Origin of the sequence: Amycolatopsis sp. AA4 (assembly GCF_002796545.1) — a bacterium.
GTDB lineage: Bacteria > Actinomycetota > Actinomycetes > Mycobacteriales > Pseudonocardiaceae > Amycolatopsis.
In genome coordinates this window covers 2,401,292-2,427,407 of sequence record NZ_CP024894.1, presented here as the reverse complement: position 1 = coordinate 2,427,407, position 26,116 = coordinate 2,401,292, and the positions used below count along the sequence as shown (strand labels likewise).

Here is a 26,116-nt window from a genome sequence, read left to right as displayed (position 1 = left end):
CGCTTTCCGGACACCGGGCGCTCATCCGGATTCTCCGTGTCGAACACATCGGCGAGCACTAATGGGTCACGTCCGGAAGTTCCGGACAAGAGGCACTTCGAGGAGAACCATGAGAACGGTCTTGGCAGGCCGCCGCAAGTGGCTGGCCGCGGGCGCGCTCGGCGTCGCGCTGGTCGCCGCCGCCCCGGTCGCGATCGCCGCGCAGGGCAACCAGGACGACCAGGGCGCGCGGGCCGCTTCGGCCGGCGCGGGCGACCGCACGCAGGAGGTCCGCCAGGCGATCCAGGGCGGGCACGCGCGCAACGTCATCCTGTTCATCGGCGACGGCATGGGCCAGTCCGAGATCACCTCGGCGCGCAACTACGAGCGCGGCGCGGCAGGCCGGCTCGCGATGGACGAGTTCCCGCTGACCGGCGACTACACCACGTACGCGGTCGAGAAGGGCAACCCGGCGAAGCCGGACTACGTCACCGACTCCGCGGCGTCGGGCACCGGCTGGGCGACCGGCACGAAGACCTACAACGGCGCGATTTCCGTGGACGCCTACGGCAACCCGGTCCCGACGCTGCTCGAACTCGCCAAGCGCAGCGGCCTGCGCACCGGCGACGTGACCACCGCCGAGGTCCAGGACGCGACCCCGGCCGTGCTCGGCGCGCACGTCGTCGACCGCGACTGCAAGGGCCCGGACGAGACGACCAAGAAGTGCGCGCGGAACGCCAAGGAGAACGGCGGCGCGGGCTCGATCTCCGAGCAGCTCGTGCAGACCCGCCCGGACGTGCTCCTGGGCGGCGGCGCGAAGTACTTCGACCAGAAGGCGACTGCCGGGCAGTTCAAGGGGAAGCCGGTTCTGGAGCAGGCCAAGGCTGCTGGCTACAACGTGGTCAACACCGCGGACGACCTGGCCAAGGCTCGTCCGGGCCAGCCGCTGCTCGGGCTGTTCGCGCCGGGCAACCTGCCGGTGAACTGGACTGGTCCGAAGGCGACGCAGGGCGGTACCGCGCCGACTCGGTGCACCGCGAACCCGGCGCTGCCGAAGACACAGCCGAAGCTGGTGGCGCAGACGCAGAAGGCGTTGCAGTTACTGGAGGATCGCCGCAGCAACAAGGGGTTCTTCCTGCAGGTCGAGGGTGCGTCGATCGACAAGCAGGACCACGCGGCTGATCCCTGTGGGCAGATCGGCGAGACGATCGATTTCGACGCTGCGGTCGCGGCTGGGCTGGCTTACGCGCGCAGCCACACTGACACGCTGGTTGTGGTGACCGCGGATCACGGGCACACCAGTCAGATCGTGTCCAACGACGCCAAGACTCCCGGCCAGACCGCCACGCTGATCACCAACGAGGGCGCGAACATGACCCTCAACTACGGCACGGCGCTGCCCGGTTCGTCGATGGAGCACACCGGCACGCAGGTCCGCATCGCGGCTTACGGGCCGCAGGCGGCGAATGTCGTTGGGCTGACCAACCAGACCGACCTGTTCGGCACGGTGAAGCGCGCTCTTCGCCTGCGCTGAGCCTGAAGTCCGTGAAGGGCTCCTTGAGGGAATCTGATTCCCGCAAGGAGCCCTTCACGACTTTTTACGCGGGCGAGGGCAGCAAGTCGAGCGGCTCCGACCAGGGGCGGCGCGGGTCGAGCCGGTGGAGACGAACGCCCGCCTCGGCCAAGGTGTCCAGGTGCCGCTGCCAGGCCGGGTGGTGCTCCCGGGTCGGCTGGATCTGGTAAGCGACGACGATGGTGATCCCTGGCGCGCCAAGGACATCGCCGAGCAACGTGAGCGCTTGGTTGTCCGCGATCCCCAGCGCCAGCTTCGCCACCGAGTTCGCCGAGGCGGGCGCGAAAAGGAACACCTTCGGATCCGGATGCGGGCGCGGCTCGCCGGGGAGGCGGGACGTGCTGCGCACCGGAAGGTCCGTGGTGGCTTCGAGTTCGCCCAAACCGCCGGTGGCTTTCAGCCAGCCCCAGGCCGTGGGCGTCAGGGTGATGGCGAGCCGCCAGCCTCGGGCGACCGCTGGTTTCGCCAGCTCGTCGGTGAACCGGGTGTCCAGTCCGCCGCACGAGCTGGCGACCAAACCTAGATCCGTCACGGTTTGCGCAGCACCGCGCAGAACATGGCGTCGGTGCCGTGTCGGTGGGGCCACAGCTGGACGTACGGGCCGTCGCCGAGCTGCGGGACGTCCGGGAAGAACTCGCGGGCGTCCACGATCTCGGACTTGGTCCGGCGGGCGGTTTCGCCTACCACGCCTTCGGTTTCGGCCAGATGCGGCGAGCACACGACGTAGGTGACGATGCCGCCCGGGCGCACCAGGTCGAGCGCCGCCATCAGCAGTTCGCCCTGCAGTTTGGTGAGGTCCGCGACGTCCGACGGCTTGCGGCGCCACCGGGCCTCGGGGCGGCGGCGCAGTGCGCCCAGGCCGCTGCACGGGGCGTCGACCAGGATCCGGTCGTAGCCCGGTTCGAGGCCGGATTCGCGGCCGTCGGCGACGTGCACGGTGGCGGGCAGGCCCTCGGTGGCGTTCTCGATCAGCCGGGCCCGGTGCGGGGCTTTCTCGACGGCGTCCACGTGCGCGCCGCTGATCTTGGCCAGCGCGCCGAGCAGCGCCGCTTTGCCGCCGGGGCCCGCGCACAGGTCCAGCCAGCGCTCGTCGGAGCCTTCCAGCGGGACCTTGGTGACGGCGATGGCGCACAGCTGGCTGCCTTCGTCCTGCACCGCGGCGAGGCGTTCGCGGACCGGTTCCGCGTCGGCCGGGTCGCCCGCGCCGGCCGGCAAGTGCACGCCGTAGGGCGAGTACGGCGCGGGGTCGCCGCCGGTGATGGCGGCCAGTTCGTCGGCGCTGATCTCGCCGGGGCGCGCGACCAGGTGCACCGCGGGGCGGGCGTCGTCCGCTTCGAGGGCGGCTTTCAGCTCAGCGCCCTTGTCCCCCAACGCTTCCGCGAACGACCGCGCGACCCAGCGCGGGTGCGCGGTGCGGAGCGCGTACGCGCCGATCGGGTCGGTGGCCTCGTCCGGCGACAGTTCGTCAAGCCACTGCGCCTCGTCCTTTGTGGACACGGCGCGCAGGATGGCGTTCGCGAATCCCGTTGCCCAGGAACCGGCTTCGGCGCGCACGAGGTCCACAGTGGACCCGACGGAGGCGTGCTCCGGGATCCGGGTGCGCAGCAGCTGGTAGGCGCCGAGGCGCAGCGCGTCGAGCACCACCGGGTCGGTCTTCTCGATCGGCCGGTCGGCGCACGCGGCGATCACCGCGTCGAGCAGGCCCTGCGCGCGGGCGGTGCCGTACGTCAGCTCAGTGGCCAGCGCGGCGTCGCGACCGCTCACCCGGCGTTCCCGCAGCAGCTGCGGGAGGACGAGGTTGGCGTACGCGTCCTTCTCGCGGACGGCGCGCAGCACGTCGAACGCGACCTGGCGAGCCGGGTCGATCTCCGGCGGACGCCGCGGTCCCTGTTTGCGCGGAGCCGGACGGCCCCGCTGCGGCCGCGACGGCCGCCGTTCTCCACGCTCGTTCACTGGAGGCGCTCTCCTTCGTCGATCCTCGTGCCGCGCGCCCAGTCGGTGGCCGCCATCCGTTTCTTTCCGGCCGCCTGGACCTCGCCCAGCCGCACCGGTTTCGTCGCCGTGCCCACGAGCACGCGCTTGCGCTCGACCACCAGCTCGCCCGGCCGCGGACCGGGTTCGTCGAGCACGGTGACCGGCCCCAGCTTGAACCGCTCGCCGCGGAACTCCGCCCACGCGCCGGGATCCGGCGTCACCGAACGGATGTGCCGGTCGACCGCGGAAGCCGGGTCGGCGAACGACACGCGCGCGTCCTCGACCGTCACCTTCGGCGCGTAGCTCATGCCCTCGCCCGGCTGCTCGACCGCGCGGAGCGTGCCGTCCTCGATACCGTCCACCGTGGACACCAGCAGGTGCGCCCCGGACTCGGCGAGCCTGCCGAGCAGCGCGCCGGACGTGTCCTCCGGGCCGATCGGCTCGGTCACCACGCCGAACACCGGCCCCGCGTCGAGCTCCTTCACGATCCGGAAGGTGGACGCGCCGGTCATCTCGTCCCCCGCGCGGATCGCCGCCTGCACCGGCGCCGCGCCGCGCCACGCGGGCAGCAGCGAGAAGTGCAGGTTGACCCAGCCGTGCACCGGGATGTCGAGCGCGGACTGCGGCAGCAGCGCCCCGTACGCGACGACCGGGCAGACATCCGGCGCCAGCTCGCGCAGGCGAGCGAGAAACGCCGGGTCACCGGCCCGCGAGGGAGTGAGCACCTCGATGCCGTGCTCGTCGGCGAGGGCGCCCACCGGGGACCGCAGCACCTTGCGCCCGCGCCCGGCCTGGGCGTCCGGCCGCGTGACGACAGCGACGACCTCGTGCCGCTCGGACTCGATCAGCGCGCGCAACGACGGCACGGCAGGTTCCGGGGTGCCGGCGAAAACGAGACGCATCACCGCACCTCCGGAAAGGAAAAGGGGATTTCAGGCTGGTCGGACATCGGAAGCGAGTCTAGAAGACCCCCGTCCCGGCGGCGCGGCGCGGGCAGCCAGCCGCGGCGGGCGCCAGGATCGGGTATATGACCACGCTGAAGGCGACCCTGCACGACGACCTGACGACCGCGATCAAGGCAAGGGACCAGCTGCGCTCGGCAACCCTGCGGCTGACCCTCTCGGCGATCGGCTACGAAGAAACCGCAGGCGACAGCGCTCGCGAACTCTCCGACGACGAGGTACTGAAAATCATCACCCGAGAGGTGAAGAAACGCCGCGACGCCGCCGAAGCCTTCGACAAGGCAGGCCGAGCAGACTCAGCGGAACGCGAACGAGCCGAAGCAGAGGTCCTCACGGCCTACCTGCCCGCCCAACTGTCGGACGACGAGCTTCGCACCCTCGTCACGGAGGCGGTGACCGAAACCGGCGCCTCCGGAATGGCCGGAATGGGCGCGGTGATGAAGGCGGTACAGCTAAAGTTCGCCGGCCGCGCCGAAGGCTCCCGCGTCGCCGCCGAGGTGAAACGCCAACTCTCCGCCAGCTAACGCACACCTCTCCGCCCCTCACGCCCACGCCCCGCCGCCCGGGATGCGCCCCAATGTGGCATTGGGTGCGTCAGACGCAACGAACGCCACATTGGGTGCGTCGCATGCACCCAATGCCACATTGGGGCGCTACCAGCGCACACCGCCCCACTCAAAGCAGCAACGCCAGAGCCACGCAACAAACCGCCGCCGCTGCACCAACCATCGACGCACCAACCAAACCGCCGCCGATGCGCCCAACCACCGGGGGCACCCAGCCCCTCCCCCAACCCCGATACGAAGCCTCCCTGCGGGCGGTGGGTGCTTGTCAAGGCATCTTTCCCGCCTTGACAAGCACCCACCGCCCGTCAGCACAATGAAACTTCGGGGTGCCCCACGCAACCAGGGGACGGCAACGTCGCCCGCCAGGGCGACGAGCCGAACCCCCACCCACGAACACCGGTTCCGCCCCCACGACAGAACCGATGCCCACCCTCATTTCGACGCCATCACCACCGCAGCCACAGTCGCCAACCCCCCAACCCCAGCAACCCCCACAACCAACCCGGAAATCGCCGCCACAGACGCGGCCACCCGAACCGCCACCCCAGCGATCCACCGCAACACCCGAATCACCGCCACCAGCACGACCAACGCAAGCACCAGCACCCCCGCAGACACGCCCTGCCCGCCGCCCTGCGCGACGGCCAGCACGGTGTTCACGACCGCACCTGTATCCGCGGTTCGCGCAGGTTCTCCCGCCCGAACTCGCGAATGTTCTCGTACGCGCGCTGCCGCATTTCCTCGCGCGCCCGCACCCGACGGCGTTCCGAACCCAGCTGCCACACCCAGCGCCAGCCGACGGCCGTCGCGACGACGGAACCGGCGAGGGTCACCAGGAAGGCCTGTCCGGCGAGGCCGTGGAGCGAGTCGAGGCTCAGCAGCACCAGCACCGCCCACACCTGTGCGACGGTGAACGGGACGACCAGAGCGGCCGCGTACACCCCCCGACGCCAGCGAACCGGCTGAGGAGCGGGAAGAAACGGTTCCATGACTGCCTCCCTCGGTGGTGTGTTTCCAGAAAACCCCGGCCGCGCCGGGAAATCTGTGTCAGCTGACACGTTCAGCGAGCAAGCCGCCGCAGTTCCGCGAGCCGGTGGATGGTCACCTGGCCGCGCGCGGTGCTGATCACCCCCTGGCGGCGGAGCTCCCGCGTCACCCTGGCCCACGATTCGCGCGAAATCGCCGCGGTCATCGCGAGTTCCGCTTGCGTGCCGGGTACCGCGACCTCGATGTCCGTGCCGCGCTTCACGCCGTGCTGCACCGCCAGCTGCATCAGCTGCGCGGCCACGCGGCGGGTGGTTGTCCCGCCGCCGAGATCGAGCCATTGCCGTCCGACGTCGCGCATCCGGTCGGCCAGCACTCGCACCAGCGCCCAGGAAATCGCCGCCTCGCGCCGGCACAGCGCGACGAACCGCGCGGCGGGCACGACCAGGACGTCCAGTTCGTCGAGCGCTTGCACCGTCGCCGACCTCCGTCCGCCGTCGATCACGGCCAGTTCGCCGATCACCTCGCCCGCGCCGCGGACGCCGACCACGACCTCGCGCCCGTCCGGCGTCGCGTTGGTGATCCGGACGTGGCCGGCCAGCAGGAGAAGCACCACCGAGGCCTGTTCGCCTTCGCGGCAGAGGACGTCCCCGCGCCGGTAGGCCTTGCGGACGGAAAGCTCTTCGAACTTCGCGCGGTCCGCGGCGCCCAGCGCCGGCCAGAACCCGATCGCTTCCACGGCGGTCCCCCCTCCTCGTCGTCGGCCGGACCGTTCAGGCGATCAGTCCCGCTCCCGGCCGGACGGCGTCGGTGGTGCGGACCCAGCCGCGCGTCCGCTGGCCGCCGACGCGCACGTGGAAGGCGTGGGCGAAAGAGCTGCGGTCGATCCCGGCGTAGCCGTGCCGGACGACCGAGCGGTGGATCGCGTTGGAGACGACCAGCGCGAGCGGTCCCGTGGAACCGCGGAGCCTGCGTCTCAGATCAGGGGCGTCGAGGAGCCGGCAGGCGATGTCGATGTCCTCGCCGTACGGTCCGTGCGCGTCGTAGTGCACCTCTCCGGCGTGCACCGAAACCCGCAGGCGGAAAGCCAGTTCGGGGTCCTGGTCGCCGTGCCGGGCGAGCAGTTCGGCCAGCGCCGGCACGACGCGGGCGAGCAGGACGGTCTTCGGCACCTCGTCGACCGGGCGGACCAGGCACAGCGCCCCGTCGCCCCGGTCCACGAACGGATCCCGGAACTCCTCCGTGATGCCCCCGGCCCGGAACGCCTCGTCGAGCAGGGCGAACAGGACCGAACGGAGCCCGGCCCGAGCCGGGTTCGTACGGGTGGTCGACCCTTCGATGTCGACGACCACGATGGCTCGGTGCACTGGCGCCGGTACTGCTGAGGTGTCCATGACCGCCCCCTTATTTCAGGAAGCTACTGAAATCTAGTAGACTTTCACAGCAGCTACTATAAGGCTGGACCCGGACTGAAACAACGGTGTCGCGCACACGACATCTGCGGTTCAACTGCGGGACCGGCCCCACCTGGGCAACCCCTGAATGCGCGCCGACACTCGACCCCGGCCCGTCCGGCTATCCCGGCCTCCCGGGTGTAGAATCCCCGCCATTCACGTCTGACTGAACTTCACTGAAGGGTCTGAAGTCGTGTCTCAGCCCAACCCCGCGCTCGCCGCTCGCCTGCGTACCCTGCGCAAGGAGAGCTGGTCCGACGTGGTGCTCACCCAGAAGCAGCTCGCCGAGGCCTTCGGCGTGAGCACCGGCCTGCTGTCGTCGTGGGAGAACGTGGCGAAACCGGTGACGCCCCCGCAGCCGCGGCTCGAGGCGTACGCGACCTTTTTCAGCACCCGCCGTTCGGTGCAGGGCCGCAAACTTCATCTCCTGGACCTCGAAGAGCTGACCGACGACGAGCACACCGTCCGCAAGGAACTGCTCGCGGAGCTGCAGGCGCTGCGCGGCGACCTCGACGACCCGCCCGCCCAGCCGGTCTTCGCCCCGTCGAGCCTGTGGCACTTCCCGCCGAACCAGGACATCGTGATCGTCTGCGCGCAGCTGCCGGAGAAGTACCGGATCGCCTACACCGACCCGGCCAGCCCGGACTACGTGAACCTCTACACCTACGCCGACCCGGACGCGCTGCTCGAGCTCTACGGCCACATCCGCGCGTGCAACCCGGCGAACGAGGTCACCTTCCGCACCACCGACCAGAACACGACGCTGTCGGCGGACGAGTACACCGCGCACCTGGTGCTGCTCGGCGGCGTCGACTGGAACCCGCAGACCCGCGCGCTGCTCGACCGGGTCGACGTGCCGGTCCGCCAGATCAGCCGCAAGGGCGACGAGGAACAGCGGGAGACCGGCTTCGAAGTGACCCGCCCCGACGGGACCACCGAACTGTTCAGCGCCAAACTGCGCGACGGCGCTCTGATCGAAGACGTCGCGCACTTCTACCACGGCGTCAGCCCGCTCAACCGCAAGCGCACTGTGACCGTGTGCAACGGAATGTACGGCCGCGGCACCCTCGGGGCCGTACGAGCGCTGACCGACCGCCGCTTCCGCGACCGCAACCAGGCCTACCTGGACCAGCGCTTCGCGGGCGCGGATTCCTTCAGCATCATCAGCCGGGTCCCGGTCTTCGACAACCAGGGGCTCACCCCGGACTGGACCCTGCCAGAAAACCGGCTGCACGAATGGCCAGAATCGAGCCACCCATGACCGCGACCGTCGCCGCGCCGGCGCAGCACACGACGCATCAGCGCCTGCTGCATCACGTCGCCGCCGATGACGCGCCGCAGGCCCAGCTGGACGCGATCGTCGTGCCCAACGGGCGCCCCGCCGCCTACCTCAAGGACGCGTTCCGCGCCGCCCGCGAACTCGACGCCACGCTTTTGCTGCTGTGCAGCAAGAACGCGCGCGCCACCGACGCGGTCCTCGCCGCGAAGCGCGAAGGGGTGCGCGTCCGCGCGATCGACACCGACGAGGCCGCCGGTCTCGGCGCCGTCCCGCCGTTCGAGGCGAACCAGCTGCTGCAGCGCCAGCGGAAGGCCCGCATGCTGCGCCGGGCCGACACGAGCTTCAAACGCAACCTGGGCGTGCTCGTCGCCGACCTCGCGGGCTGGCAGCGCATCCTCTTCCTCGACGACGACATCCACCTCTCGCGCCCCGGCGACCTGCGCGCGGCGGCGGGCCTGCTCGACGAGTACGCGGCGGTCGGCCTCGCCAACACCGGCATGCCGGACAACTCCGTGGTGTGCCACGCCTACCGCGAGTCCGGAGGAAAGCAGGACACGTTCGTCGGCGGCGGCGCGCTGGTCGTCGGGAAAGACGCGTACACCTCGTTCTTCCCGGACATCTACAACGAGGACTGGTTCTTTCTCCTCGGCGACACCGGCCTGCGCGCCACCGCGGTCACCGGGACCGCCTACCAGGGCGACTACGACCCCTATCGCGACACCGCGCGCGCCCGGTCCGAAGAGCTGGGCGACACGCTCGCCGAAGGCATTTATTGCTTGCTGGACAACGGTCTCAGCATCGCCGACGCGACCGTCGCGTACTGGAAGGGCTTCCTGGAAAGCCGCCGGGCGTTCATCCGCACGACGCTGCAGCAGGTCCGCGACGCACCGCACCTGACCGGCGCGCGCGAGGAACGGATGATCGCGGCGCTGAAGGCCGCGTGCGGACGCAGCCTGCTGATCGAGCCGGAATTGTGCGTCGAGTACCTGCGAGCCTGGCAGCAGGACCGGGAGACGTGGCAGACGCATCTCGAGTCGCTGCGCGCGCGGCACGATGCGGCGGACGACCCGGACGCCGCGTTCCGGACGCTCGGGATTTCGGAGATCGTGCACAAGTCCTGAAGGTTCAGCGTTCGCCGCACGTGCGGCTGGCCAGCGGCGCGGGACGGTCGTCCGGCAGGCTTTTGACGAGCACGTGGCAACGCTCGGCTTCAGTCACCGTGCGCCCGTCCGGCGACACCCGCTCCGCGTAGCAGACGACCGTGCCGTGGCCCCAGTCGTGGTAGCCGAGGCGGCGGTACAGCCGGGCGGCGCGGGTGTTGTCCGTGCGGACCGCGAGCGCGCCGAGCGCGTGCCCGTGGCCGACCAGGTAGTCCTCGGCCGCGCGCACGAGAGCCGCGCCGATGCCCCGGTTGCGCGCCTCCGGGGCCACTTCCAGGCGGTTCAGCAGCGGAACGCCCGGCAGATGCCCGCGGATCGGCGGTTCCTCGGCGTCCTCGAGCCAGAGGTACACGGACCCGACCGGCCGCGCGGAGCACCACGCGGCGAACAGGACGCCGAGGCCCTTCGCCTGCCGGGTGAGCCGGTCCTCGAAAAACCCCCGGTCGCCGAGGGTCTCCGCCAGCGCCGCGAGATCCGCCTGCTCAGCTGGCCGGATCGAGACGTCGCCCATCAACGCCGGCTCCTGTCCGCGGGACCGGGGCGCACGGGCGGGAGGCCCGGGCCGCGGTCCTGATCTTGGCTGCTGGGCCTCAAGACTAGGTGCGCGCCCGGCAGACGCGAAGACGGCGAACGCCGCAGCGCGCTCCGGCGAACGGAGCAACCGGCCGCCCGGCGTCCTCGCCGCCCTCCCCCGGTTTCCACGTCCCCAATACACCCCGGGACGAACCGGTTCAAACGGTGACCGGGCAGTAGTGCGGAAAGCCGTTTCGGCCGCGGGGCTGGGTGCGGGAATGCGCGGCGGAAGGGAGGGGATTTGGCGGATCCAGCGGTATGCGCGGGTTCGCGCGGCGGCGGATCCGGCCTCTTTCCGGTCGGATGAGCCTCGCCACTACCCCAGCCCGACCGGTTCCTGGCAGCGGGCCAGCCAGTCCTGCTCGCGGGCTTCACGGTTGCTGATCCGGCCTCTGTTCAGGTCGGATGAGCAGGGCCGAACGTGCCGTCGAATTCCGCCTAGATCAGGTCCAGCGGGTCCAGTTGCACCCGTACCGGCTCGACCGCTTTCCGGGCATCGCGGCGGGCCACCGCGTCGCGGACCACCGCCGCCAGGGCGCGGCCGTCCGGGCGGGCCACTCGTACTAGCGCCCGCTCGCGTTCCGCGTTGCCCTCGTCGTCGTAGTCGCCGAGCGGGACCGGGCCGAGCACCTCGCCGCTGTCCGGCAGCGGGAGGTCGTCCAGCACGCTCGCCACCGCGGCCGGGCTTCCCTCGACGCTCGCCATCCGCATCGCGGGCGGGAAACCCAGCTCCCGGCGCTGTTCCAGTTCCTGGCTCGCGTGCCAGCCCGGATCCCAGCGCACCAGCGCCTGCACGACCGCCAGCCCGGCTTCCGCGCCGACGATCACCCGGCCCCCGCTCGACGCCGGGCGCACCAGCGCTCCGGCGGCCATCCAGCGGCGGAGCGTTTCCTCCGCGGCCCGCAAATCCTGACGTCCGAGCAACGCCCAGCCGTCCAGCAGCAGCGCCGCTCCGTATCCGCCCTCGGCGACCGGCTCCGCACCCGGCGTGCACACCACCAAAGCCGGGCGGCCCGGGACGGTCGCCAGGACCTCGGCGGCGCCGGAGGTCCGGACCGGAACCCCGGGGAACGCCCGGCCCAGCTCTTCGGCAGTGCGTTTCGCGCCGACCACCACGGCCCGCAACCGGACGGAACCGCAAGCGGGGCAACGGAAAGCGGTCTCCGGGACGCCGCACCACCGGCAGGCGGGCGGACGCGGGGCACCGTCGGCCGAACCGCCGGGCAGGGCGAGCGGACCGGCGCAGCGACGGCAATGGGCGGGCGTCCGGCATTGGCCGCAGGACAATCCGGGGACGTAACCGCGGCGCGGAACCTGGACCAAAGCCGGTAATCCAGCGGCGAAAGCCTGGCGCGCGGCCTCGAAAGCGACCGCCGGAAGCCGGGCGACCCGCGCTGCTTCGTCACGGGCAATGTCGAAGTCTTCGCCCACCGGAGTCACGCGCGGGGCCGCGGCGCGGAGTTCGGTGCGATCGGCCTGGATCTGTTGCGCCCAGCCGGATTCCACGAGCAGCTGAGCCTCGGCGGTCCGGGCGAATCCGCCGACCAGGAAGGCGGATTTCGTGGCGTGCGCCCGATCCATCAGCACATCCCGCACGTGCGGATACGGGGCATGCGGATCCAGGTGCAGATCGTCGCCGTCGTCCCAGACGACGAACAGACCGGGATCGGCGACGGGCGCGAACATCGCCGCGCGAGTGCCGACGACGACGCGGACCGCGCCGCGCAGCACGGAAAGCCAGCGCCGGTACCGTTCGGCCGGGCCCAAACCGGCGATCAGCGCGGCGACGCCCTGCTCCCCCACCAACTCGATGCACGCCTCGTGCACCCTGGTCAGGTCTCGGTGGTCCGGGACTACCAGGACCGCGCCCCGGCCTTGAGCCGCCGCGGTCGCGGCCGCTTCGGCGAGGCGGCGGGGCCAGTCTTCGCCGGGGAGGGCTTGCCAGACGGCGTTCGCTTGCCGGGATTCGGCGATCGCTTCCAGGAAAGCCTCGCCGCGCTGGTAGCGGGACCAGGCGGAGACGTCCGGGGCTTCTGGCGCGGGGGCCGGTTCTGCGGGTGGTTCGGCTTCTACCTTCGCGTGCCGTGGGGGCAGGGCCAGGCGCAGGACGTCGGAGAGGGTTCCGGCGTAGCGGTCGGCTACCGAGCGGCAGACGGCGTGCAGCGACGGCGGGAGGACGGGTTCGCTCGAGGTGACCCGTTCCAGGTAGGCGAGTTTGCGCTCGTAGTCCGTCGTGTCGGTGCGTTCGATGAGGTAGCCGTCGACGAGCTGACCGGCGAAGCGGACTCGGACTCGGCAGCCCGGGACCGCGGATTCGTGCAGTTTTTCCGGGACTTGGTAGTCGAAGGTGCGGTCCAGGTGGGCCAGGGGGATGTCTACGGCGATCGTCGCTACCGGGAGTTCCGGGGCTGGGGTTTGCTGGCCTTTGCGGGAGCGGGTCGGTGTGCGGGGGGTCTTTCTCGCCGGGGTGGCCTTCGGCTCCGGGGCGGAGCGCGGAGGCTCCGGGAGGTCCCATAGGGGGGTGGGTTCGGAGCTGGTCACTTGGAGATCTCTACCAGACGGCGGCGACAGGTCTGTCGGCGATGGGAGGTTCCGGTTTTGCTGGGGCCCGGTGGTGGCGTGGGGCACCCCGAAGTTTGATTGTGCTGACGGTTCGGGGGTGCTTGTCAAGGCGGGAAAGATGCCTTGACAAGCACCCCCGAACCGCAGGGCGGCTTCGTATCGGGGTTGGGGGGATGGCCGGGTGCCACGCTGTTTGGGTGCATCAGCGGCGGTTTTTACGCGGCTTGGGTGCATGGGGGCGTTGGGGGGCGCGGCGTGCGGATAGGGCCCCAATGTGGCATTGGGTGCATGCGACGCACCCAATGTGGCGTTCGTTGCGTCTGACGCACCCAATGCCACATTGGGGCGCACCCCCGGCGGCGGGCGGCGGGCGGCGGGCGGGTCGTGAGGGGAACCCTCACGGACTCAGAGTCCCTCAGGGTTCCCCTCACGGAATCTCGGCTTCGCCCGAAAGCTGTGAAGGGCCCCTTGAGGGAATTAGATTCCCTCAAGGGGCCCTTCACGGACCACGAAACTGATCAGGCGCCGGCCAGGGAGCGCAGGGCGTCGGCGCGGGCGGTGCTTTCCCACGGCAGGTTCAGGTCGGGGCGGCCGAAGTGGCCGTATGCCGCGGTGGGGGCGTAGATCGGGCGCAGCAGGTCCAGGTCGCGGATGATCGCGGCGGGACGCAGGTCGAAGACCTCGCTGATGGCCGACTGGATCTTGCTCGGGTCGACCGTTTCGGTGCCGAAGGTCTCGACGAACAGGCCCACGGGAGCGGCCTTGCCGATGGCGTACGCCACCTGCACCTCGACTCGTCCGGCGAGGCCCGCGGCGACGACGTTCTTGGCGACCCAGCGCATCGCGTAGGCGGCCGAACGGTCCACCTTGGACGGGTCCTTGCCGGAGAACGCGCCGCCGCCGTGGCGGGCCATGCCGCCGTAGGTGTCGACGATGATCTTGCGGCCGGTGAGCCCGGCGTCGCCCATCGGGCCGCCGATCACGAAGCGGCCGGTGGGGTTCACCAGGAGGCGGGTGCTGTCCGTGTCTAGGCCGAGGTCGGCCAGCTCCGGCTCCACGACGTGCTTGCGCACATCGACGCCGAGCATCTGCTCCAGGTCGATCCCGTCCGCGTGCTGGGTGGACACCACGACGGTGTCGAGCCGCACCGGCTGCTCGCCCGCGTACTCGATGGTGACCTGGGTCTTGCCGTCCGGACGCAGGTACGGCAGCACGCCGTCCTTGCGGACCGCGGTCAGCCGGCGCGACAGGCGGTGCGCGAGCGCGATCGGGAGCGGCATCAGCTCGGGCGTGTCCGAGCAGGCGTAGCCGAACATCAGACCCTGGTCGCCCGCGCCCTGGCGGTTGATCTCGTCCTCGTCCGATTCCACCCGCGACTCGTACGCCGTGTCGACGCCCTGGGCGATGTCCGGCGACTGCGACCCGATCGCGACGTTCACGCCGCAGGAGTTGCCGTCGAAGCCCTTGGCCGACGAGTCGTAGCCGATGCGCAGGATGACGTCCCGCACGATGGTGGGGATGTCCGCGTACGCCTCGGTCGTCACCTCGCCCGCGACGTGCACCTGACCCGTCGTGATCAGGGTCTCGACGGCGACCCGGCTGCGCGGGTCCTTGGTCAGCAGGCCGTCGAGGATCGAGTCGCTGATGGCGTCACAGATCTTGTCGGGGTGGCCTTCCGTCACGGATTCCGACGTGAACAGCCTTTTCGTGGACGCAGACACGACCTCGTCACTTCCCTCGGTCAAGCGATGGCGCCCCACCGGATTTCAGGCGCTCCTGGCACAGCCCACCCTACCCAGCGGACCTGTAGCTACAGTCGACGCGCGAGCAACGCTGTTACGGCATCCCACAATGTGGCCGCCAGGCGGGCTTTGGCTCCCTGCGGGATGACCTGCTCGGTGCCGTCCGCGGCGAGCAGCCAGCCCGCGTTGTCCTCGGTGCCGAACGCCTTGCCGTTGCCGACCGCGTTGACCACGAGCAGGTCCGCGCCCTTGCGGCGGAGCTTGACGCGGGCGTGGTCGAGGACACTGCCGTTCTCGTCGCCGGTTTCTGCGGCGAAGCCCACCACGATCTGCCCGGAACGCCGCCCCTGCACCAGTTCGGCGAGGATGTCCGCGTTGCGGTCGAGCGTGATGACCGGGTCCGGGCTGTCGTCGGACTTCTTGATCTTGTGGTCGGCCAGCGTGGCGGGCCGGAAATCCGCGACCGCGGCGGCCATCACGACGACATCCGCGTCCGCCGCGGCGGAATGCATCGCTTTGCGCATTTCCTCCGCCGTGGACACGCGCTGCAGCGTCGCGCCCGCCGGGGACGGCAGTTCGTCGGTGTGCCCGGCGACCAGCGTCACCTCGGCTCCGCGCTGCGCGGCGACCCGGGCGAGTGCGAAGCCCTGTTTGCCGGACGAGCGGTTGCCCAGGTAGCGGACCGGGTCGAGCGGTTCCCGGGTGCCGCCCGCGGAGATCACCACGCGCAGGCCTTCGAGGTCCCGCGGCAGCGCCTTCGGCTCGGCGAGCAGCAGCCGGGCCAGGTCGACGATCTCGGCCGGGTCGGCGAGCCGTCCCTTGCCGGTGTCGACGCCGGTGAGCCTGCCCGCGGCGGGTTCGGTGACGACCGTGCCGCGCGAGCGCAGCAGCGCCACGTTGTCGCGGGTGGCCGGGTGCTCCCACATCTCGGTGTGCATCGCCGGGAAGAAAGCGACCGGGCACCGGGCGGTGAGCAGGGTGTTCGTCAGGAGGTCGTCGGCGAGCCCGTGCGCGGCCTTGGCCAGCAGGTTCGCGGTCGCCGGGACGACCAGCACGAGGTCGGCCTCTTTGCCGACCCGCACGTGCTGCACCTCGGGCACCTCGGTGAAGACCCCGGTGTGCACCGGGTTCCCGGACAGCGCCTCGAAGGTCGCCGCGCCGACGAAGTTCAGCGCGGCCTCGGTGGGCACGACGCGGACGTCGTGCCCGGTTTCGGTGAGGCCCCGCAGGACCTCGCACGCCTTGTAGGCGGCGATGCCGCCGCCCACGCCCAGGACGACCCTGGGCCTGGCGTCATTCACCCTCGGTGTGCTCGAGCAGCCCGCCGTGGATCTCGCGCAGCGCGATCGACAGCGGCTTCTCGCGGGGGCCGGGCTCGACCAGCGGGCCCACGTACTCCAGCAGGCCCTCGCCGAGCTGCGCGTAGTAGTCGTTGATCTGCCGCGCCCGCTTGGCCGAGTAGATCACCAGCGCGTACTTCGAGGAGACCTTTTCGAGCAGGTCGTCGATCGGCGGGTTGGTGATGCCTTCGAGCTCTTCCAGCGTCGCCTGTTGCACAGTCACTCGTGCTGCTCCGTATCGTCACATCGATCGGCGGCAGAATCGCCACCGCCGGTAATCAAGTCTAGCAACCGCCGCGCGGCGACCTCGACGTCGGCGTTCACGACCCGTTCGTCGAACTCCCCGGCCGCGGCCAGTTCGCGTTCCGCCTCGGCCAGCCGGGCGGCCACCGCGGCCTCGGTCTCGGTGCCCCGGCCGGTGAGCCTGCCGACCAGTTCCTCCCACGAGGGCGGCATCAGCATGACCAGCCGCGCCTCCGGCATCGCGGCCCGGACCTGGCGGGCGCCCTGCAGTTCGATCTCCAGGACCGCCGGACGGCCTTCCGCCAGCGCCTTCTCCACCGGCTCGCGCGGCGTCCCGTACCGGTTGCCCGCGAACTCGGCCCACTCCAGCAGCCGGTTCCCGGCCACCATCCGGTCGAACTCGGCGGAATCCACGAAATGGTAATGGTTTCCGTCGACCTCGCCCGGCCGCGGCGCCCGCGTCGTCACCGAAACGCTGAAGTACAGGTTCGGCTCGAGCCGGCGCAGCTGTCCCACCACACTCGACTTCCCGACTCCGGAAGGGCCGGAGACGACGGTGAGCCGGGGGCGGGAGATCTCTCCTGCCACCGGCTCACTGCCGCGGTCGGCGCCCCGGGTCACCGGGTAGTCCTGACCGACGCCGCTCACTCGCCGCTGAACTCGGCCAGCAGCGCCTTGCGCTGCCGGTCGCCGAGCCCGCGGAGCCTGCGGCTGGGGGCGATCTCCAGTCGTTCCATCGTCTGCTGGGCGCGCACCTTGCCGACGCCGGGGAGCGCCTCGAGCAAGGCCGAAACCTTCATCTTGCCGAGGACTTCGTTCTCCTCGGCCTGCTTCAGCACGTCGACCAGAGTGGTACCGCCCCGCTTCAGCCGCTCCTTCAGCTCAGCACGGATGCGGCGGGCGGCGGCGGCCTTCTCCAGCGCCGCAGCACGCTGTTCCTCTGTCAGCTGGGGAAGTGCCACGTTTTCCTCCGGTAGTTCTCACATCTGGGTGGGTGACGCGACGGTACCCACCCCTGAGCAGGGGCCACAATGCGGGGGTGGCTGGTGGAGCGCGATTCCGGGGCCTGCTATTGGCCTTTTTCGCGGAGTCCCGCCAACCGGCGGTTCACCTCTTGGGCCGCACGGCGTAACGCCGCGGTGTCCGGGCCGTGGCGCAGCAGGTCCCGCGACGAGGCCGGGAGCAGGCCCGGGAGCCCCTCGCCGAACACTGCCCGCAAATCCGCCTCAGTCGCCCCCTGCGCCCCGAAACCGGGCGCGAGCACCGGTCCGTTGAGCCGGCTCAGGTCGACTTCCCCAGGAGCCACAGTGGCCCCTACGACCACGCCGACGTCGCCGTAGGGCTCGTCACCTGCGTTGTGGTCCGCAGCAGCGTCTACGACGCTCTGAGCGACCGTACGGCCGTCTTCGAGCCGCGCGCGCTGCAACGCGTCCGCTTCCGGGTTGGACGTGCGCGCGAGGACGAAGAGGCCGTTGCCCGCTTCGCGCGCTGCCGTGACGGCCGCGTCGAGGGCGCCGAAGCCGAGGTACGGCGACACCGTGGCCGCGTCGGCGGTGAAAGCCGCCTTCTCGGCCACGTACGCCGCCGTGTAGGCCGCCATGGTCGAGCCGATGTCGCCCCGCTTGACGTCCAGCAGGACGAGCGCTCCGGCGTCGTGAGCGACGTCCACGACGCGTTCGAGCACCGCCACCCCGGCGGGCCCGAACGCCTCGAAGAACGCCGACTGCGGCTTCACGATCGCCGCCACCTCGCCCAGCGCCTCCGCGGCGCTGAGCGCGAAGCGTTCGAGCCCGCTGGCGTCGAGCGGCAGGCCCCACGCCTCGATCAGGCCCGGATGCGGGTCGATCCCGGCGCACAGCGACCCGCGCGCGGCCACTGCTTCGGCGAGCCGCGCCCCGAAGCGGGCGGTCACGACGTCGCCTTCAGCGCCGCCTGGAGGTCCTGCAGGCTGCGCACGCCGATGTCGCCGCGGATAAGCGCTTCGATGCCGTGCACGGCCGCCGCGGCGCCCTGCACCGTGGTGATGCACGGAATGTCGCGCGACACCGCGGCAGTGCGGATTTCGTAACCGTCCACGCGCGGTCCGCTGTTTCCGTACGGCGTGTTGATCACCATGTTGACGTCGCCGGCGAGGATCACGTCGACGATGTTCGGCTCGCCGGTGCCCGGGTCCGGCTCGGAGTGCTTGCGCACCACCGAACAGGCAACCCCGTTGCGCCGCAACACTTCCGCGGTACCGGACGTGGCCAGGATCTCGAAGCCGAGATCGGCCAGCCGCTTCACCGGGAACACCAGCGAACGCTTGTCGCGGTTGGCGACGGAGACGAATACCCGGCCCGAGGTGGGAAGGGATCCGTAAGCGCCGCTCTGCGATTTCGCGAATGCTTTCCCGAAGGAGGTGTCGACGCCCATGACCTCGCCGGTGGATTTCATTTCCGGGCCGAGCAGGGAGTCGACGCCGTGTCCTTCCGGCGTGCGGAACCGGTGGAACGGGAGCACGGCTTCCTTGACCGCGACCGGCGAGTCGGCGGGCATCCGGCCGCCGTCGCCCTCGGCGGGCAGCACGCCGGAAGCGCGCAGATCCTTGATCGTGGAGCCGGTCATCACCAGCGCCGCGGCCTTCGCCAGCGGCACCGCGGTCGCCTTGGAGACGAACGGGACCGTGCGCGAGGCACGCGGGTTGGCCTCCAGGACGTAGAGCACGTCGTCCTTGAGCGCGTACTGCACGTTCAGCAGGCCGCGGACGCCGACGCCGCGGGCGATGGCCTCGGTGGAGCGGCGGACCGCGTCGAGGTCCTGCGCGCCGAGGGTGATCGGCGGCAGGGCGCACGAGGAGTCGCCGGAGTGGATGCCGGCTTCCTCGATGTGCTCCATCACGCCGCCGAGGTAGAGGTCCTCGCCGTCGAACAGGGCGTCCACGTCGATCTCGATCGCGTCGTCGAGGAACCGGTCCACGAGCACCGGGTGCTCCGGCGTGACCTCGGTGGCGCGGCGGATGTAGCCGGCCAGGGACTCCTCGTCGTAGACGATCTCCATGCCGCGCCCGCCCAGCACGTAGGACGGGCGGACCAGCACCGGGTAGCCGATCTCGTCGGCGATCCGCTTCGCGCCCTCGAACGAGGTCGCCGTGCCGTACTTCGGCGCGGGCAGCCCGGCCTCGGACAGCACCTCGCCGAACGCGCCGCGGTCCTCGGCCAGGTCGATCGCCTCCGGCGGCGTCCCGACCACCGGCACCCCGGCGTCGGCGAGCCGCTGCGCGAGCCCGAGCGGGGTCTGCCCGCCCAGCTGCACGATCACGCCCGCCACCGTGCCGGACTGCTGCTCGGCGTGCACGACCTCGAGCACGTCCTCGAACGACAGCGGCTCGAAGTACAGCCGGTCGCTCGTGTCGTAGTCGGTCGACACGGTTTCCGGGTTGCAGTTGACCATCACGGCCTCGAACCCGGCCTCGCGCAACGCGATCGCCGCGTGCACGCAGGAGTAGTCGAACTCGATGCCCTGCCCGATCCGGTTCGGGCCGGACCCGAGGATCAGCACCTTCGGCTTGTCGCTCTGGACCGCGACCTCGGACGTCGCCGCCGGGTCGGTCTCGTAGGCCGAGTAGTGGTACGGGGTCTTCGCCGCGAACTCCGCCGCGCAGGTGTCGACCGTCTTGAACACCGGCCGCACGCCGAGCCGGTGCCGCAGCGCCCGCACGCCGTCCTCGCCCGCGAGTTCCGGGCGCAGCGCGGCGATCTGGCGGTCGGACAGGCCGGTGCGCTTCGCCCGCCGCAGCAGGTCGCCGTCGAGCACCGGGGCGTCGCGGACCTCCGCGCCGACCTCGCCGATCAGCGCGATCTGGTCGATGAACCACGGGTCGATCCCGCTCGCCTCATGCACCTGCTCGACCGTCGCGCCCAGCCGCAGCGCCAGTTCCACCTCGTAGAGGCGGCCTTCGTGCGGCGTGCGCAGCGAGTCCAAAGTGGACTCGACCGTCGCGCCCTCGGGGTCGGGCAGCGTCCAGAACCCGGTCGCCTTGGTCTCGATCGACCGCATCGCCTTCCCGAGCGCTTCGGGGAAACTGCGGCCGAACGACATCGCCTCGCCGACCGACTTCATGGTCGTGGTCAGCGTCGGGTCCGCACCGGGGAACTTCTCGAACGCGAACCGCGGCACCTTCACCACGACGTAGTCGAGCGCGGGCTCGAACGAGGCCGGGGTCTCGCCGGTGATGTCGTTGCGGATCTCGTCGAGCGTGTAGCCGATCGCCAGCTTCGCCGCGATCTTCGCGATCGGGAAACCGGTCGCCTTCGACGCCAGGGCGCTGGAACGGGACACGCGCGGGTTCATCTCGATCACGACCATCCGGCCGTCGACCGGGTTGAACGCGAACTGGATGTTGCAGCCACCGGTGTCCACGCCGACCTCGCGCAGCACGGCGATGCCGACGTCGCGCATCACCTGGTACTCGCGGTCGGTCAGGGTCATCGTCGGCGCGACGGTGACCGAGTCGCCGGTGTGCACGCCCATCGCGTCCACGTTCTCGATCGAGCACACGACCACGACGTTGTCGTGCTTGTCGCGCATCAGCTCGAGCTCGTACTCCTTCCAGCCGAGCACGCTCTCCTCGATCAGCACCTCGGTCACCGGGGACTCGGTGAGCCCGGTCGAGGCCAGCCGCTCCAGGTCCTCCGGCGTGTGCGCCATGCCCGAGCCGAGGCCGCCCATCGTGAACGACGGCCGGATGACGACCGGCAGGCCCAGTTCCGCGACCGTCTCGCGGACCTCGTCCATGTTGTGGCACACCCGGCTGCGCGGCACGTCCGCACCGATCTTGCGGACGATGTCCTTGAACTTCTGCCGGTCCTCGCCGCGCTGGATCGCGTCGATGTCCGCGCCGATCAGCTCCACGCCGTACTTCTCCAGCACGCCGCGCTCGTGCAGCGCCACCGCGCAGTTCAGCGCGGTCTGCCCGCCGAGCGTCGCCAGCAGCGCGTCGGGGCGCTCGGCCGCGATGACCTTCTCCACGAAGTCCGGCGTCACCGGCTCGATGTAGGTCGCGTCGGCGAACTCCGGATCCGTCATGATCGTCGCCGGATTCGAGTTCACCAGTGACACGCGCAGACCCTCGCTGCGCAGCACCCGGCAGGCCTGCGTGCCCGAGTAGTCGAACTCGGCCGCCTGCCCGATCACGATCGGCCCGGAGCCGATCACCAGCACGTGCTGGATGTCCGTCCTCTTCGGCATCAGGCCTTCTTCTCCATCAACTCAACGAACTCGTCGAACAGCGGCGCGGCGTCGTGCGGACCCGCGGCCGCTTCGGGGTGGTACTGCACGGAAAACGCGGGCACGTCGAAGGCGCGCACGCCCTCGACCGTGTCGTCGTTCGGGCAGTAGTGGCTGATTTGCGCGGCCCCGTAAGGGGAATCGAACCGCTGGCCCGGCTCGCCTTCGAGGGCGAAACCGTGGTTCTGCGCGGTGATCGCGACCCGTCCGGTCGCCACGTCGATCACCGGGATGTTGATCCCCCGGTGCCCGTAGCGCATCTTGTACGTGCCCAGACCCAGGGCGCGGCCGAGGATCTGGTTGCCGAAGCAGATGCCGAACAGCGGGATCCGCTGCTCCAGAACGGTTTTCGTCAGCGCCGTCGCGTGCGCCGTCGTCGCCGGGTCGCCCGGGCCGTTGGACAGGAACACCCCGTCCGGCTCCAGCGCCAGCAGGTCCTCCGCGCTCGTGCTCGAGGGCAGCACGTGCACCTCGATGCCCCGCTGCGTCATCAGCCGCGGCGTGTTCGATTTGATCCCCAGGTCCAGCGCCGCGACCCGGAACCGCTTTTCTCCTTGCGCGGCAACGACATACGGCTTGTCCGTGGAGACCTCGCCGGCGAGGTCCGCGCCCTTCATCTGCGGGCTCGCCAGGACCTGTTCGACCATCTGCTCGTCGCTGCCCAGTGCGTCGCCGGAGAACACGCCCGCGCGCATCGCGCCCTGTTCGCGCAGATGCCGCGTCAGCGTCCGGGTGTCCACCTCGGAAATCCCGACCACGCCTTGGCGCACCAGTTCCTCGTCGAGCGTGCGCTTCGCCCGCCAGCTCGACGGCGTGCGCGCGGGATCCCGCACCACGTAACCGGAAACCCAGATCCGGGCCGATTCGTCGTCCTCGTCGTTCCAGCCCGTGTTGCCGATCTGCGGCGCGGTCTGCACCACGATCTGCCGGTGGTACGACGGGTCGGTCAGCGTTTCCTGGTACCCCGTCATGCCGGTGCAGAACACCGCCTCGCCGAGGGTCCGCCCGCGCGCGCCGTACGCCGCGCCGCGGAACACCCGGCCGTCTTCGAGAACCAGGGCGGCGGGGCCGCGAGTGCCGGTGCTCACTGGGCACCTCCCTTGATGTCGTGATCGGAAAGTTCGTTGATCCACTGCGGATAGTCGTCGAGGTCGTCGCCGCGGAACCCGGTGTCCAGCGCGACGTCGCCGAGCTGCCAGGTGAGGACCAGCAGCACGTCGGTGCCGGTGACCTTCCCGGCGAGCCGCGAATCGCGGCGGATCCCGGTGATCGAGGCGCGCGGGATCCAGAAGTCCGGCAGCCCGCCGCGTTCCACGGCCACCCCGTCCGGGTGCAGCCGCCAGACCGCGCCGGACCGCGGACCCGCGCCGCGCGTGACGACGCGGTCCTGCCAGTTGCCCGCGGTCGTGGTGCCCACGTACACGCCGGTCGATTCCAGCTGGAACTCGCCCGGGTCGGCCGGGATCTCCGGGAACGGCGCGATCCGCGCGCTCTGCGAACGCGCCTTGCGCCGCCAGCCGATCCACATGCCGAACAGGCACAGCAGGAAGAAGGCGACGATCCCCAGCGTCAGCAGCAACCGCTCCATCAGCAGATCTTCCCCTCGCGCGCGGTGATCCGCCCGCGCAGCAGGGTCGCCGTCACCACGCCGGGCAGCCGCATTCCCTCGTACGGGGTGTTGGCCGCGATGCTGGCCAGATCGGCCCCGCGCACCGTCCATTCGGCGTCCGGGTCGACCAGCGTCAGGTTCGCCGGTTCGCCCGCTTCGATCGGACGGCCGTGCCCGGCCAGGTTCCCGACCTCAGCGGGCCGCTCGCTCATCACGCGGGCGACGCCGCGCCAGTCGAGCAGGCCGGTCTTGACCATCGTCTCGACGACCACCGACAGCGCCGTCTGCAGGCCGAGCATGCCGGGCCGGGCCGCGGCCCATTCGGTGTCCTTGTCCTGCGGGGCGTGCGGGGCGTGGTCGGTGGCGACGCAGTCCACGACGCCCTCGGCCAGCGCGGCGCGCAGCTTTTCCGCGTCGCCGCCGGTGCGCAGCGGCGGGTTGACCTTGTTGACCGGGTCGTAGGTCTCCAGCCGGTCGTCGGTCAGCAGCAGGTGGTGCGGCGTGACCTCGGCCGACACCTTGGTGCCGCGCTCCTTCGCCCAGCGCAGCACGTCGACCGTGCCCGCGGTGGAGACGTGGCAGACGTGCAGCCGCGCGTTCGCGTGCAGCGCCAGCAGGCAGTCGCGCGCGACGATCGACTCCTCCGCCGAGGCCGGCCAGCCCGCGTAGCCCAGCCGCGACGCCTGCTCGCCCTCGTGCGCCTGCGCGCCGACGGTGAGCCGCGGTTCCTCGGCGTGCTGCGCGATCACCGCGTCGAGCGCGGTCGAGTACTCCAGCGCGCGGCGCATCAGCAGCGGGTCCGAGACGCACACGCCGTCGTCGGAAAACACCCGCACCGCCGCGGTGCCCTTCGCCATCGTGCCCAGTTCGGCGAGCTTCTCGCCCTTGAGCCCGACGGTGACCGCGCCGACTGGGTGGACGTCGACCAGGCCGACTTCCTGCCCGCGCCGCCACACGTGGTCGGTGACGAGCGCGTTGTCGGCGACCGGATCGGTGTTGGCCATGGCGAACACCGCGGTGTAGCCGCCCAGCGCCGCCGCGGCGGAACCGCTGTCGATGGTCTCGGTGTCTTCGCGGCCCGGCTCGCGCAGGTGCGTGTGCAGGTCGACGAACCCGGGCAGGAGGACCTGGCCCTTCGCGTCGAGCACCTCGGCGCCCTCGGGAACGTCCACCGCGCCGATGGCGGCGATCACGCCGTCCTCGACCAGGACGTCCACCGGCTCGCCCTCGCCGTACGGGCGGGCGCCCTTGATCACGATGCTCACGCGGCAGCTCCTTCACTGGCCAGGAGGTGGTAGAGGACCGCCATGCGCACGTGCACGCCGTTGCGGACCTGTTCGGTAATGGCGGAGGAGGGGGAATCCGCGACCGCGGAGGAGATCTCCATGCCGCGCAGCATCGGGCCGGGGTGCAGCACGACGGCGTGGTCCGGCAGCAGTGCCTGACGGCGCTCGGAAAGCCCGTAGGAGATCGAATACTCGCGCGCGGAAGGGAAGAAGCCCCCGTGCATCCGCTCGGCCTGGACGCGCAGCATCATCACCGCGTCGACCGCGGGCAGCTCGGCGTCGAGGTCGTGCGAGACCGTGACCGGCAGCTTCTCCACGCCGACCGGCAGCAGCGTCGGCGGCGCGACGAGCACGACCTCCGCGCCGAGGGTGCTGAGCAGGTGGATGTTCGACCGCGCGACCCGGCTGTGCAGGACGTCGCCGACGATCGCGATCCGCCGGTCCTTCAGTGACCCGAGGCGTTCGCGCAGCGTCGCCGCGTCCAGCAGCGCCTGCGTGGGGTGCTCGTGCATGCCGTCGCCCGCGTTGACCACCGCGGTGCCCGGACCGGCGAGCCAGCCGGACAGCCGGTGCGCGGCGCCCGAGGCGGGGTGCCGGATGATCACGCAGTCGGCGCCCGCGGCGGCCAGCGTGAGCGCCGTGTCCCGCAGCGATTCGCCCTTGTTCACCGAGGAGCTGGAGGCCGAGACGTTGATCACGTCCGCGCTCATCCACTTCCCGGCGATCTCGAACGACACCCGGGTGCGCGTGGAGTTTTCGTAGAACAGCGTGATCACGGTGCGGCCGCGCAGCGTCGGCAGCTTCTTGACCTCGCGGCCGAGCAGCGTGTGCTTCAGCTCGTCGGCGGTGTCGAGCACGGCGGTCGCGGTGTCCGCGTCGAGCCCGTCGGTGGCGAGCAGGTGCTTCACCGGGTTTCTCCTTCCGGCGCGCGCAGCAGCACCGCGTCCCGGCCGTCGGTTTCGGACAACAGCACTGAGACGCCTTCGGCGCGCGCGGTGGGCACGTTCTTGCCGACGTAGTCGGCGCGGATCGGCAGCTCGCGGTGGCCGCGGTCGACGAGCACGGCGAGCTGGACGGCACGCGGGCGGCCGTGGTCGCGCAGGGCGTCGAGGGCGGCGCGGATGGTGCGGCCGGAGAACAGGACGTCGTCGACGAGGATGACGACCCGGTTGTCGATCCCGCCCGGCGGCAGCTGCGTCTGCTCGAGAGCACGCGGCGGACGGCGGCGGAGATCGTCGCGGTAGAGGGTGACGTCGAGGGCGCCGTGCGGCGGCTCGGCCCCGGCGAACTCGCCGATCTTCCCGGCGAGGCGCGCGGCCAGCGGAGTGCCGCGGGTGGGAATGCCGAGCAGCACCGGGTACTGCTCCGGCGGACCGGCTCCGAGAGCGGTCTTCTCGATGACCTGGTGGGCCATCCTCGCGATCGTGCGCGCGACATCGCCGGCCGAAAGCAGCTCGCGCTCTCCCGCCGGCTCCGCCGCGCCACGCGGACGTGACGACAAGGCGGACCTCCTTCCCCGCCTCTCTGGACGGGTCCTTAAAGGACGTCGGCAACCGGCTGCTGCC

Annotated in this window: 25 protein-coding genes; 4 read left to right on the top strand and 21 right to left on the bottom strand. The window is 71.0% G+C overall.

The genetic code is table 11. The features are described from left to right. The first annotated feature begins 109 nt into the window (after window positions 1-109). Window positions 110-1,513, top strand: a complete 1,404-nt coding sequence (phoA, locus tag CU254_RS11585) for an alkaline phosphatase (protein WP_009075842.1) — start codon at window positions 110-112, stop codon at window positions 1,511-1,513. 64 nt (window positions 1,514-1,577) lie between these two features. On the opposite strand, the gene CU254_RS11580 is transcribed toward phoA, so the two are convergent. Genes CU254_RS11580 through fmt form a run of 3 tightly spaced genes read right to left on the bottom strand, consistent with a single transcriptional unit; the run spans window position 1,578 to window position 4,428 of the window. Next, entirely contained in the window at window positions 1,578-2,084 is a 507-nt protein-coding gene (locus CU254_RS11580) for a flavoprotein (RefSeq protein ID WP_037713347.1), read from the bottom strand. Continuing rightward, the gene (locus CU254_RS11575; RefSeq protein ID WP_100266762.1) at window positions 2,081-3,505 is read right to left on the bottom strand and encodes an RsmB/NOP family class I SAM-dependent RNA methyltransferase; all 1,425 of its coding nucleotides are present in this window, start codon (window positions 3,503-3,505) and stop codon (window positions 2,081-2,083) included. The genes CU254_RS11580 and CU254_RS11575 overlap by 4 nt, the downstream gene beginning before the upstream one ends. Further along, on the bottom strand, window positions 3,502-4,428 hold the full coding sequence (gene fmt / locus CU254_RS11570; RefSeq protein ID WP_037713345.1) for a methionyl-tRNA formyltransferase: 927 nt from the start codon (window positions 4,426-4,428) through the stop codon (window positions 3,502-3,504). Before fmt ends, CU254_RS11575 begins: the two co-directional genes overlap by 4 nt. 125 nt (window positions 4,429-4,553) lie before the next feature. On the opposite strand from fmt, the gene CU254_RS11565 reads away from it, so the two are divergent. After that, complete coding sequence (locus CU254_RS11565) at window positions 4,554-5,012, top strand: GatB/YqeY domain-containing protein (RefSeq protein ID WP_009075836.1); 459 nt, start codon at window positions 4,554-4,556, stop codon at window positions 5,010-5,012. 474 nt (window positions 5,013-5,486) lie between these two features. On the opposite strand, the gene CU254_RS11560 is transcribed toward CU254_RS11565, so the two are convergent. The 4 genes from CU254_RS11560 to CU254_RS11545 form a co-directional block, all read right to left on the bottom strand. Further along, the gene (locus tag CU254_RS11560) at window positions 5,487-5,714 is read right to left on the bottom strand and encodes a hypothetical protein (protein ID WP_009075834.1); all 228 of its coding nucleotides are present in this window, start codon (window positions 5,712-5,714) and stop codon (window positions 5,487-5,489) included. Next, complete coding sequence (locus CU254_RS11555; RefSeq protein ID WP_050788149.1) at window positions 5,711-6,043, bottom strand: hypothetical protein; 333 nt, start codon at window positions 6,041-6,043, stop codon at window positions 5,711-5,713. Before CU254_RS11555 ends, CU254_RS11560 begins: the two co-directional genes overlap by 4 nt. Before the next feature lie 71 nt (window positions 6,044-6,114). Next, the gene (locus CU254_RS11550; RefSeq protein WP_009075831.1) at window positions 6,115-6,777 is read right to left on the bottom strand and encodes a Crp/Fnr family transcriptional regulator; all 663 of its coding nucleotides are present in this window, start codon (window positions 6,775-6,777) and stop codon (window positions 6,115-6,117) included. 34 nt (window positions 6,778-6,811) lie between these two features. Next, entirely contained in the window at window positions 6,812-7,432 is a 621-nt protein-coding gene (locus tag CU254_RS11545; RefSeq protein WP_009075829.1) for a hypothetical protein, read from the bottom strand. A gap of 253 nt (window positions 7,433-7,685) precedes the next feature. On the opposite strand from CU254_RS11545, the gene CU254_RS11540 reads away from it, so the two are divergent. Both CU254_RS11540 and CU254_RS11535 read left to right on the top strand, forming a co-directional pair. Continuing rightward, complete coding sequence (locus CU254_RS11540; protein ID WP_037713343.1) at window positions 7,686-8,753, top strand: helix-turn-helix domain-containing protein; 1,068 nt, start codon at window positions 7,686-7,688, stop codon at window positions 8,751-8,753. Beyond that, window positions 8,750-9,892 carry a hypothetical protein gene (locus CU254_RS11535; RefSeq protein ID WP_050788148.1) on the top strand — a complete coding sequence of 381 codons (1,143 nt, stop codon included), beginning with the start codon at window positions 8,750-8,752 and terminating at the stop codon, window positions 9,890-9,892. Before CU254_RS11540 ends, CU254_RS11535 begins: the two co-directional genes overlap by 4 nt. 4 nt (window positions 9,893-9,896) lie before the next feature. Here the strand turns inward: CU254_RS11535 and CU254_RS11530 are convergent, their stop codons facing one another. From CU254_RS11530 to pyrR, 14 genes are all read right to left on the bottom strand, one after another. After that, a complete protein-coding gene (locus CU254_RS11530; protein WP_009075826.1) occupies window positions 9,897-10,442 on the bottom strand; it encodes a GNAT family N-acetyltransferase in 546 nt (181 codons plus the stop codon). 500 nt (window positions 10,443-10,942) lie between these two features. Beyond that, window positions 10,943-13,045, bottom strand: coding sequence for a primosomal protein N' (locus tag CU254_RS11525; RefSeq protein ID WP_009075824.1), 2,103 nt, complete (start codon window positions 13,043-13,045; stop codon window positions 10,943-10,945). Window positions 13,046-13,584: 539 nt separating this feature from the next. Next, on the bottom strand, window positions 13,585-14,787 hold the full coding sequence (gene metK, locus CU254_RS11520; RefSeq protein ID WP_009075822.1) for a methionine adenosyltransferase: 1,203 nt from the start codon (window positions 14,785-14,787) through the stop codon (window positions 13,585-13,587). 89 nt (window positions 14,788-14,876) lie between these two features. After that, window positions 14,877-16,109 (bottom strand): bifunctional phosphopantothenoylcysteine decarboxylase/phosphopantothenate--cysteine ligase CoaBC, encoded by a 1,233-nt coding sequence (gene coaBC / locus CU254_RS11515; protein ID WP_009075820.1) that lies wholly within the window; start codon window positions 16,107-16,109, stop codon window positions 14,877-14,879. After that, a complete protein-coding gene (gene rpoZ, locus CU254_RS11510) occupies window positions 16,102-16,371 on the bottom strand; it encodes a DNA-directed RNA polymerase subunit omega (RefSeq protein ID WP_020658117.1) in 270 nt (89 codons plus the stop codon). The genes coaBC and rpoZ overlap by 8 nt, the downstream gene beginning before the upstream one ends. Further along, window positions 16,368-17,039 carry a guanylate kinase gene (gmk, locus tag CU254_RS11505; RefSeq protein ID WP_037713338.1) on the bottom strand — a complete coding sequence of 224 codons (672 nt, stop codon included), beginning with the start codon at window positions 17,037-17,039 and terminating at the stop codon, window positions 16,368-16,370. Before gmk ends, rpoZ begins: the two co-directional genes overlap by 4 nt. After that, window positions 17,036-17,353, bottom strand: coding sequence for an integration host factor, actinobacterial type (gene mihF, locus CU254_RS11500; RefSeq protein ID WP_003096398.1), 318 nt, complete (start codon window positions 17,351-17,353; stop codon window positions 17,036-17,038). Before mihF ends, gmk begins: the two co-directional genes overlap by 4 nt. Window positions 17,354-17,460: 107 nt before the next feature. Beyond that, complete coding sequence (gene pyrF / locus CU254_RS11495; RefSeq protein WP_009075815.1) at window positions 17,461-18,303, bottom strand: orotidine-5'-phosphate decarboxylase; 843 nt, start codon at window positions 18,301-18,303, stop codon at window positions 17,461-17,463. Next, window positions 18,300-21,617 (bottom strand): carbamoyl-phosphate synthase large subunit, encoded by a 3,318-nt coding sequence (gene carB / locus CU254_RS11490; protein WP_037713336.1) that lies wholly within the window; start codon window positions 21,615-21,617, stop codon window positions 18,300-18,302. The genes pyrF and carB overlap by 4 nt, the downstream gene beginning before the upstream one ends. After that, window positions 21,617-22,744, bottom strand: a complete 1,128-nt coding sequence (gene carA / locus CU254_RS11485; protein ID WP_009075810.1) for a glutamine-hydrolyzing carbamoyl-phosphate synthase small subunit — start codon at window positions 22,742-22,744, stop codon at window positions 21,617-21,619. The genes carB and carA overlap by 1 nt, the downstream gene beginning before the upstream one ends. After that, the gene (locus tag CU254_RS11480; RefSeq protein ID WP_009075809.1) at window positions 22,741-23,244 is read right to left on the bottom strand and encodes a hypothetical protein; all 504 of its coding nucleotides are present in this window, start codon (window positions 23,242-23,244) and stop codon (window positions 22,741-22,743) included. The genes carA and CU254_RS11480 overlap by 4 nt, the downstream gene beginning before the upstream one ends. Further along, on the bottom strand, window positions 23,244-24,530 hold the full coding sequence (locus tag CU254_RS11475; protein WP_009075807.1) for a dihydroorotase: 1,287 nt from the start codon (window positions 24,528-24,530) through the stop codon (window positions 23,244-23,246). Before CU254_RS11475 ends, CU254_RS11480 begins: the two co-directional genes overlap by 1 nt. Then, on the bottom strand, window positions 24,527-25,459 hold the full coding sequence (locus CU254_RS11470) for an aspartate carbamoyltransferase catalytic subunit (RefSeq protein WP_009075805.1): 933 nt from the start codon (window positions 25,457-25,459) through the stop codon (window positions 24,527-24,529). Before CU254_RS11470 ends, CU254_RS11475 begins: the two co-directional genes overlap by 4 nt. Continuing rightward, complete coding sequence (gene pyrR / locus CU254_RS11465) at window positions 25,456-26,052, bottom strand: bifunctional pyr operon transcriptional regulator/uracil phosphoribosyltransferase PyrR (RefSeq protein ID WP_009075803.1); 597 nt, start codon at window positions 26,050-26,052, stop codon at window positions 25,456-25,458. The genes CU254_RS11470 and pyrR overlap by 4 nt, the downstream gene beginning before the upstream one ends. Window positions 26,053-26,116 lie beyond the last annotated feature (64 nt).

Bases quoted from the DNA above. Each gene is read 5' to 3' on its own strand.
- carB (WP_037713336.1), bottom strand. From the start codon at position 21,617: ATGCCGAAGAGGACGGACATCCAGCACGTGCTGGTGATCGGCTCCGGG.
- CU254_RS11555 (WP_050788149.1), bottom strand. From the start codon at position 6,043: ATGGAACCGTTTCTTCCCGCTCCTCAGCCGGTTCGCTGGCGTCGGGGG.
- phoA (WP_009075842.1), top strand. From the start codon at position 110: ATGAGAACGGTCTTGGCAGGCCGCCGCAAGTGGCTGGCCGCGGGCGCG.
- CU254_RS11545 (WP_009075829.1), bottom strand. From the start codon at position 7,432: ATGGACACCTCAGCAGTACCGGCGCCAGTGCACCGAGCCATCGTGGTC.
- CU254_RS11535 (WP_050788148.1), top strand. From the start codon at position 8,750: ATGACCGCGACCGTCGCCGCGCCGGCGCAGCACACGACGCATCAGCGC.
- CU254_RS11480 (WP_009075809.1), bottom strand. From the start codon at position 23,244: ATGGAGCGGTTGCTGCTGACGCTGGGGATCGTCGCCTTCTTCCTGCTG.
- CU254_RS11565 (WP_009075836.1), top strand. From the start codon at position 4,554: ATGACCACGCTGAAGGCGACCCTGCACGACGACCTGACGACCGCGATC.
- CU254_RS11530 (WP_009075826.1), bottom strand. From the start codon at position 10,442: ATGGGCGACGTCTCGATCCGGCCAGCTGAGCAGGCGGATCTCGCGGCG.
- fmt (WP_037713345.1), bottom strand. From the start codon at position 4,428: ATGCGTCTCGTTTTCGCCGGCACCCCGGAACCTGCCGTGCCGTCGTTG.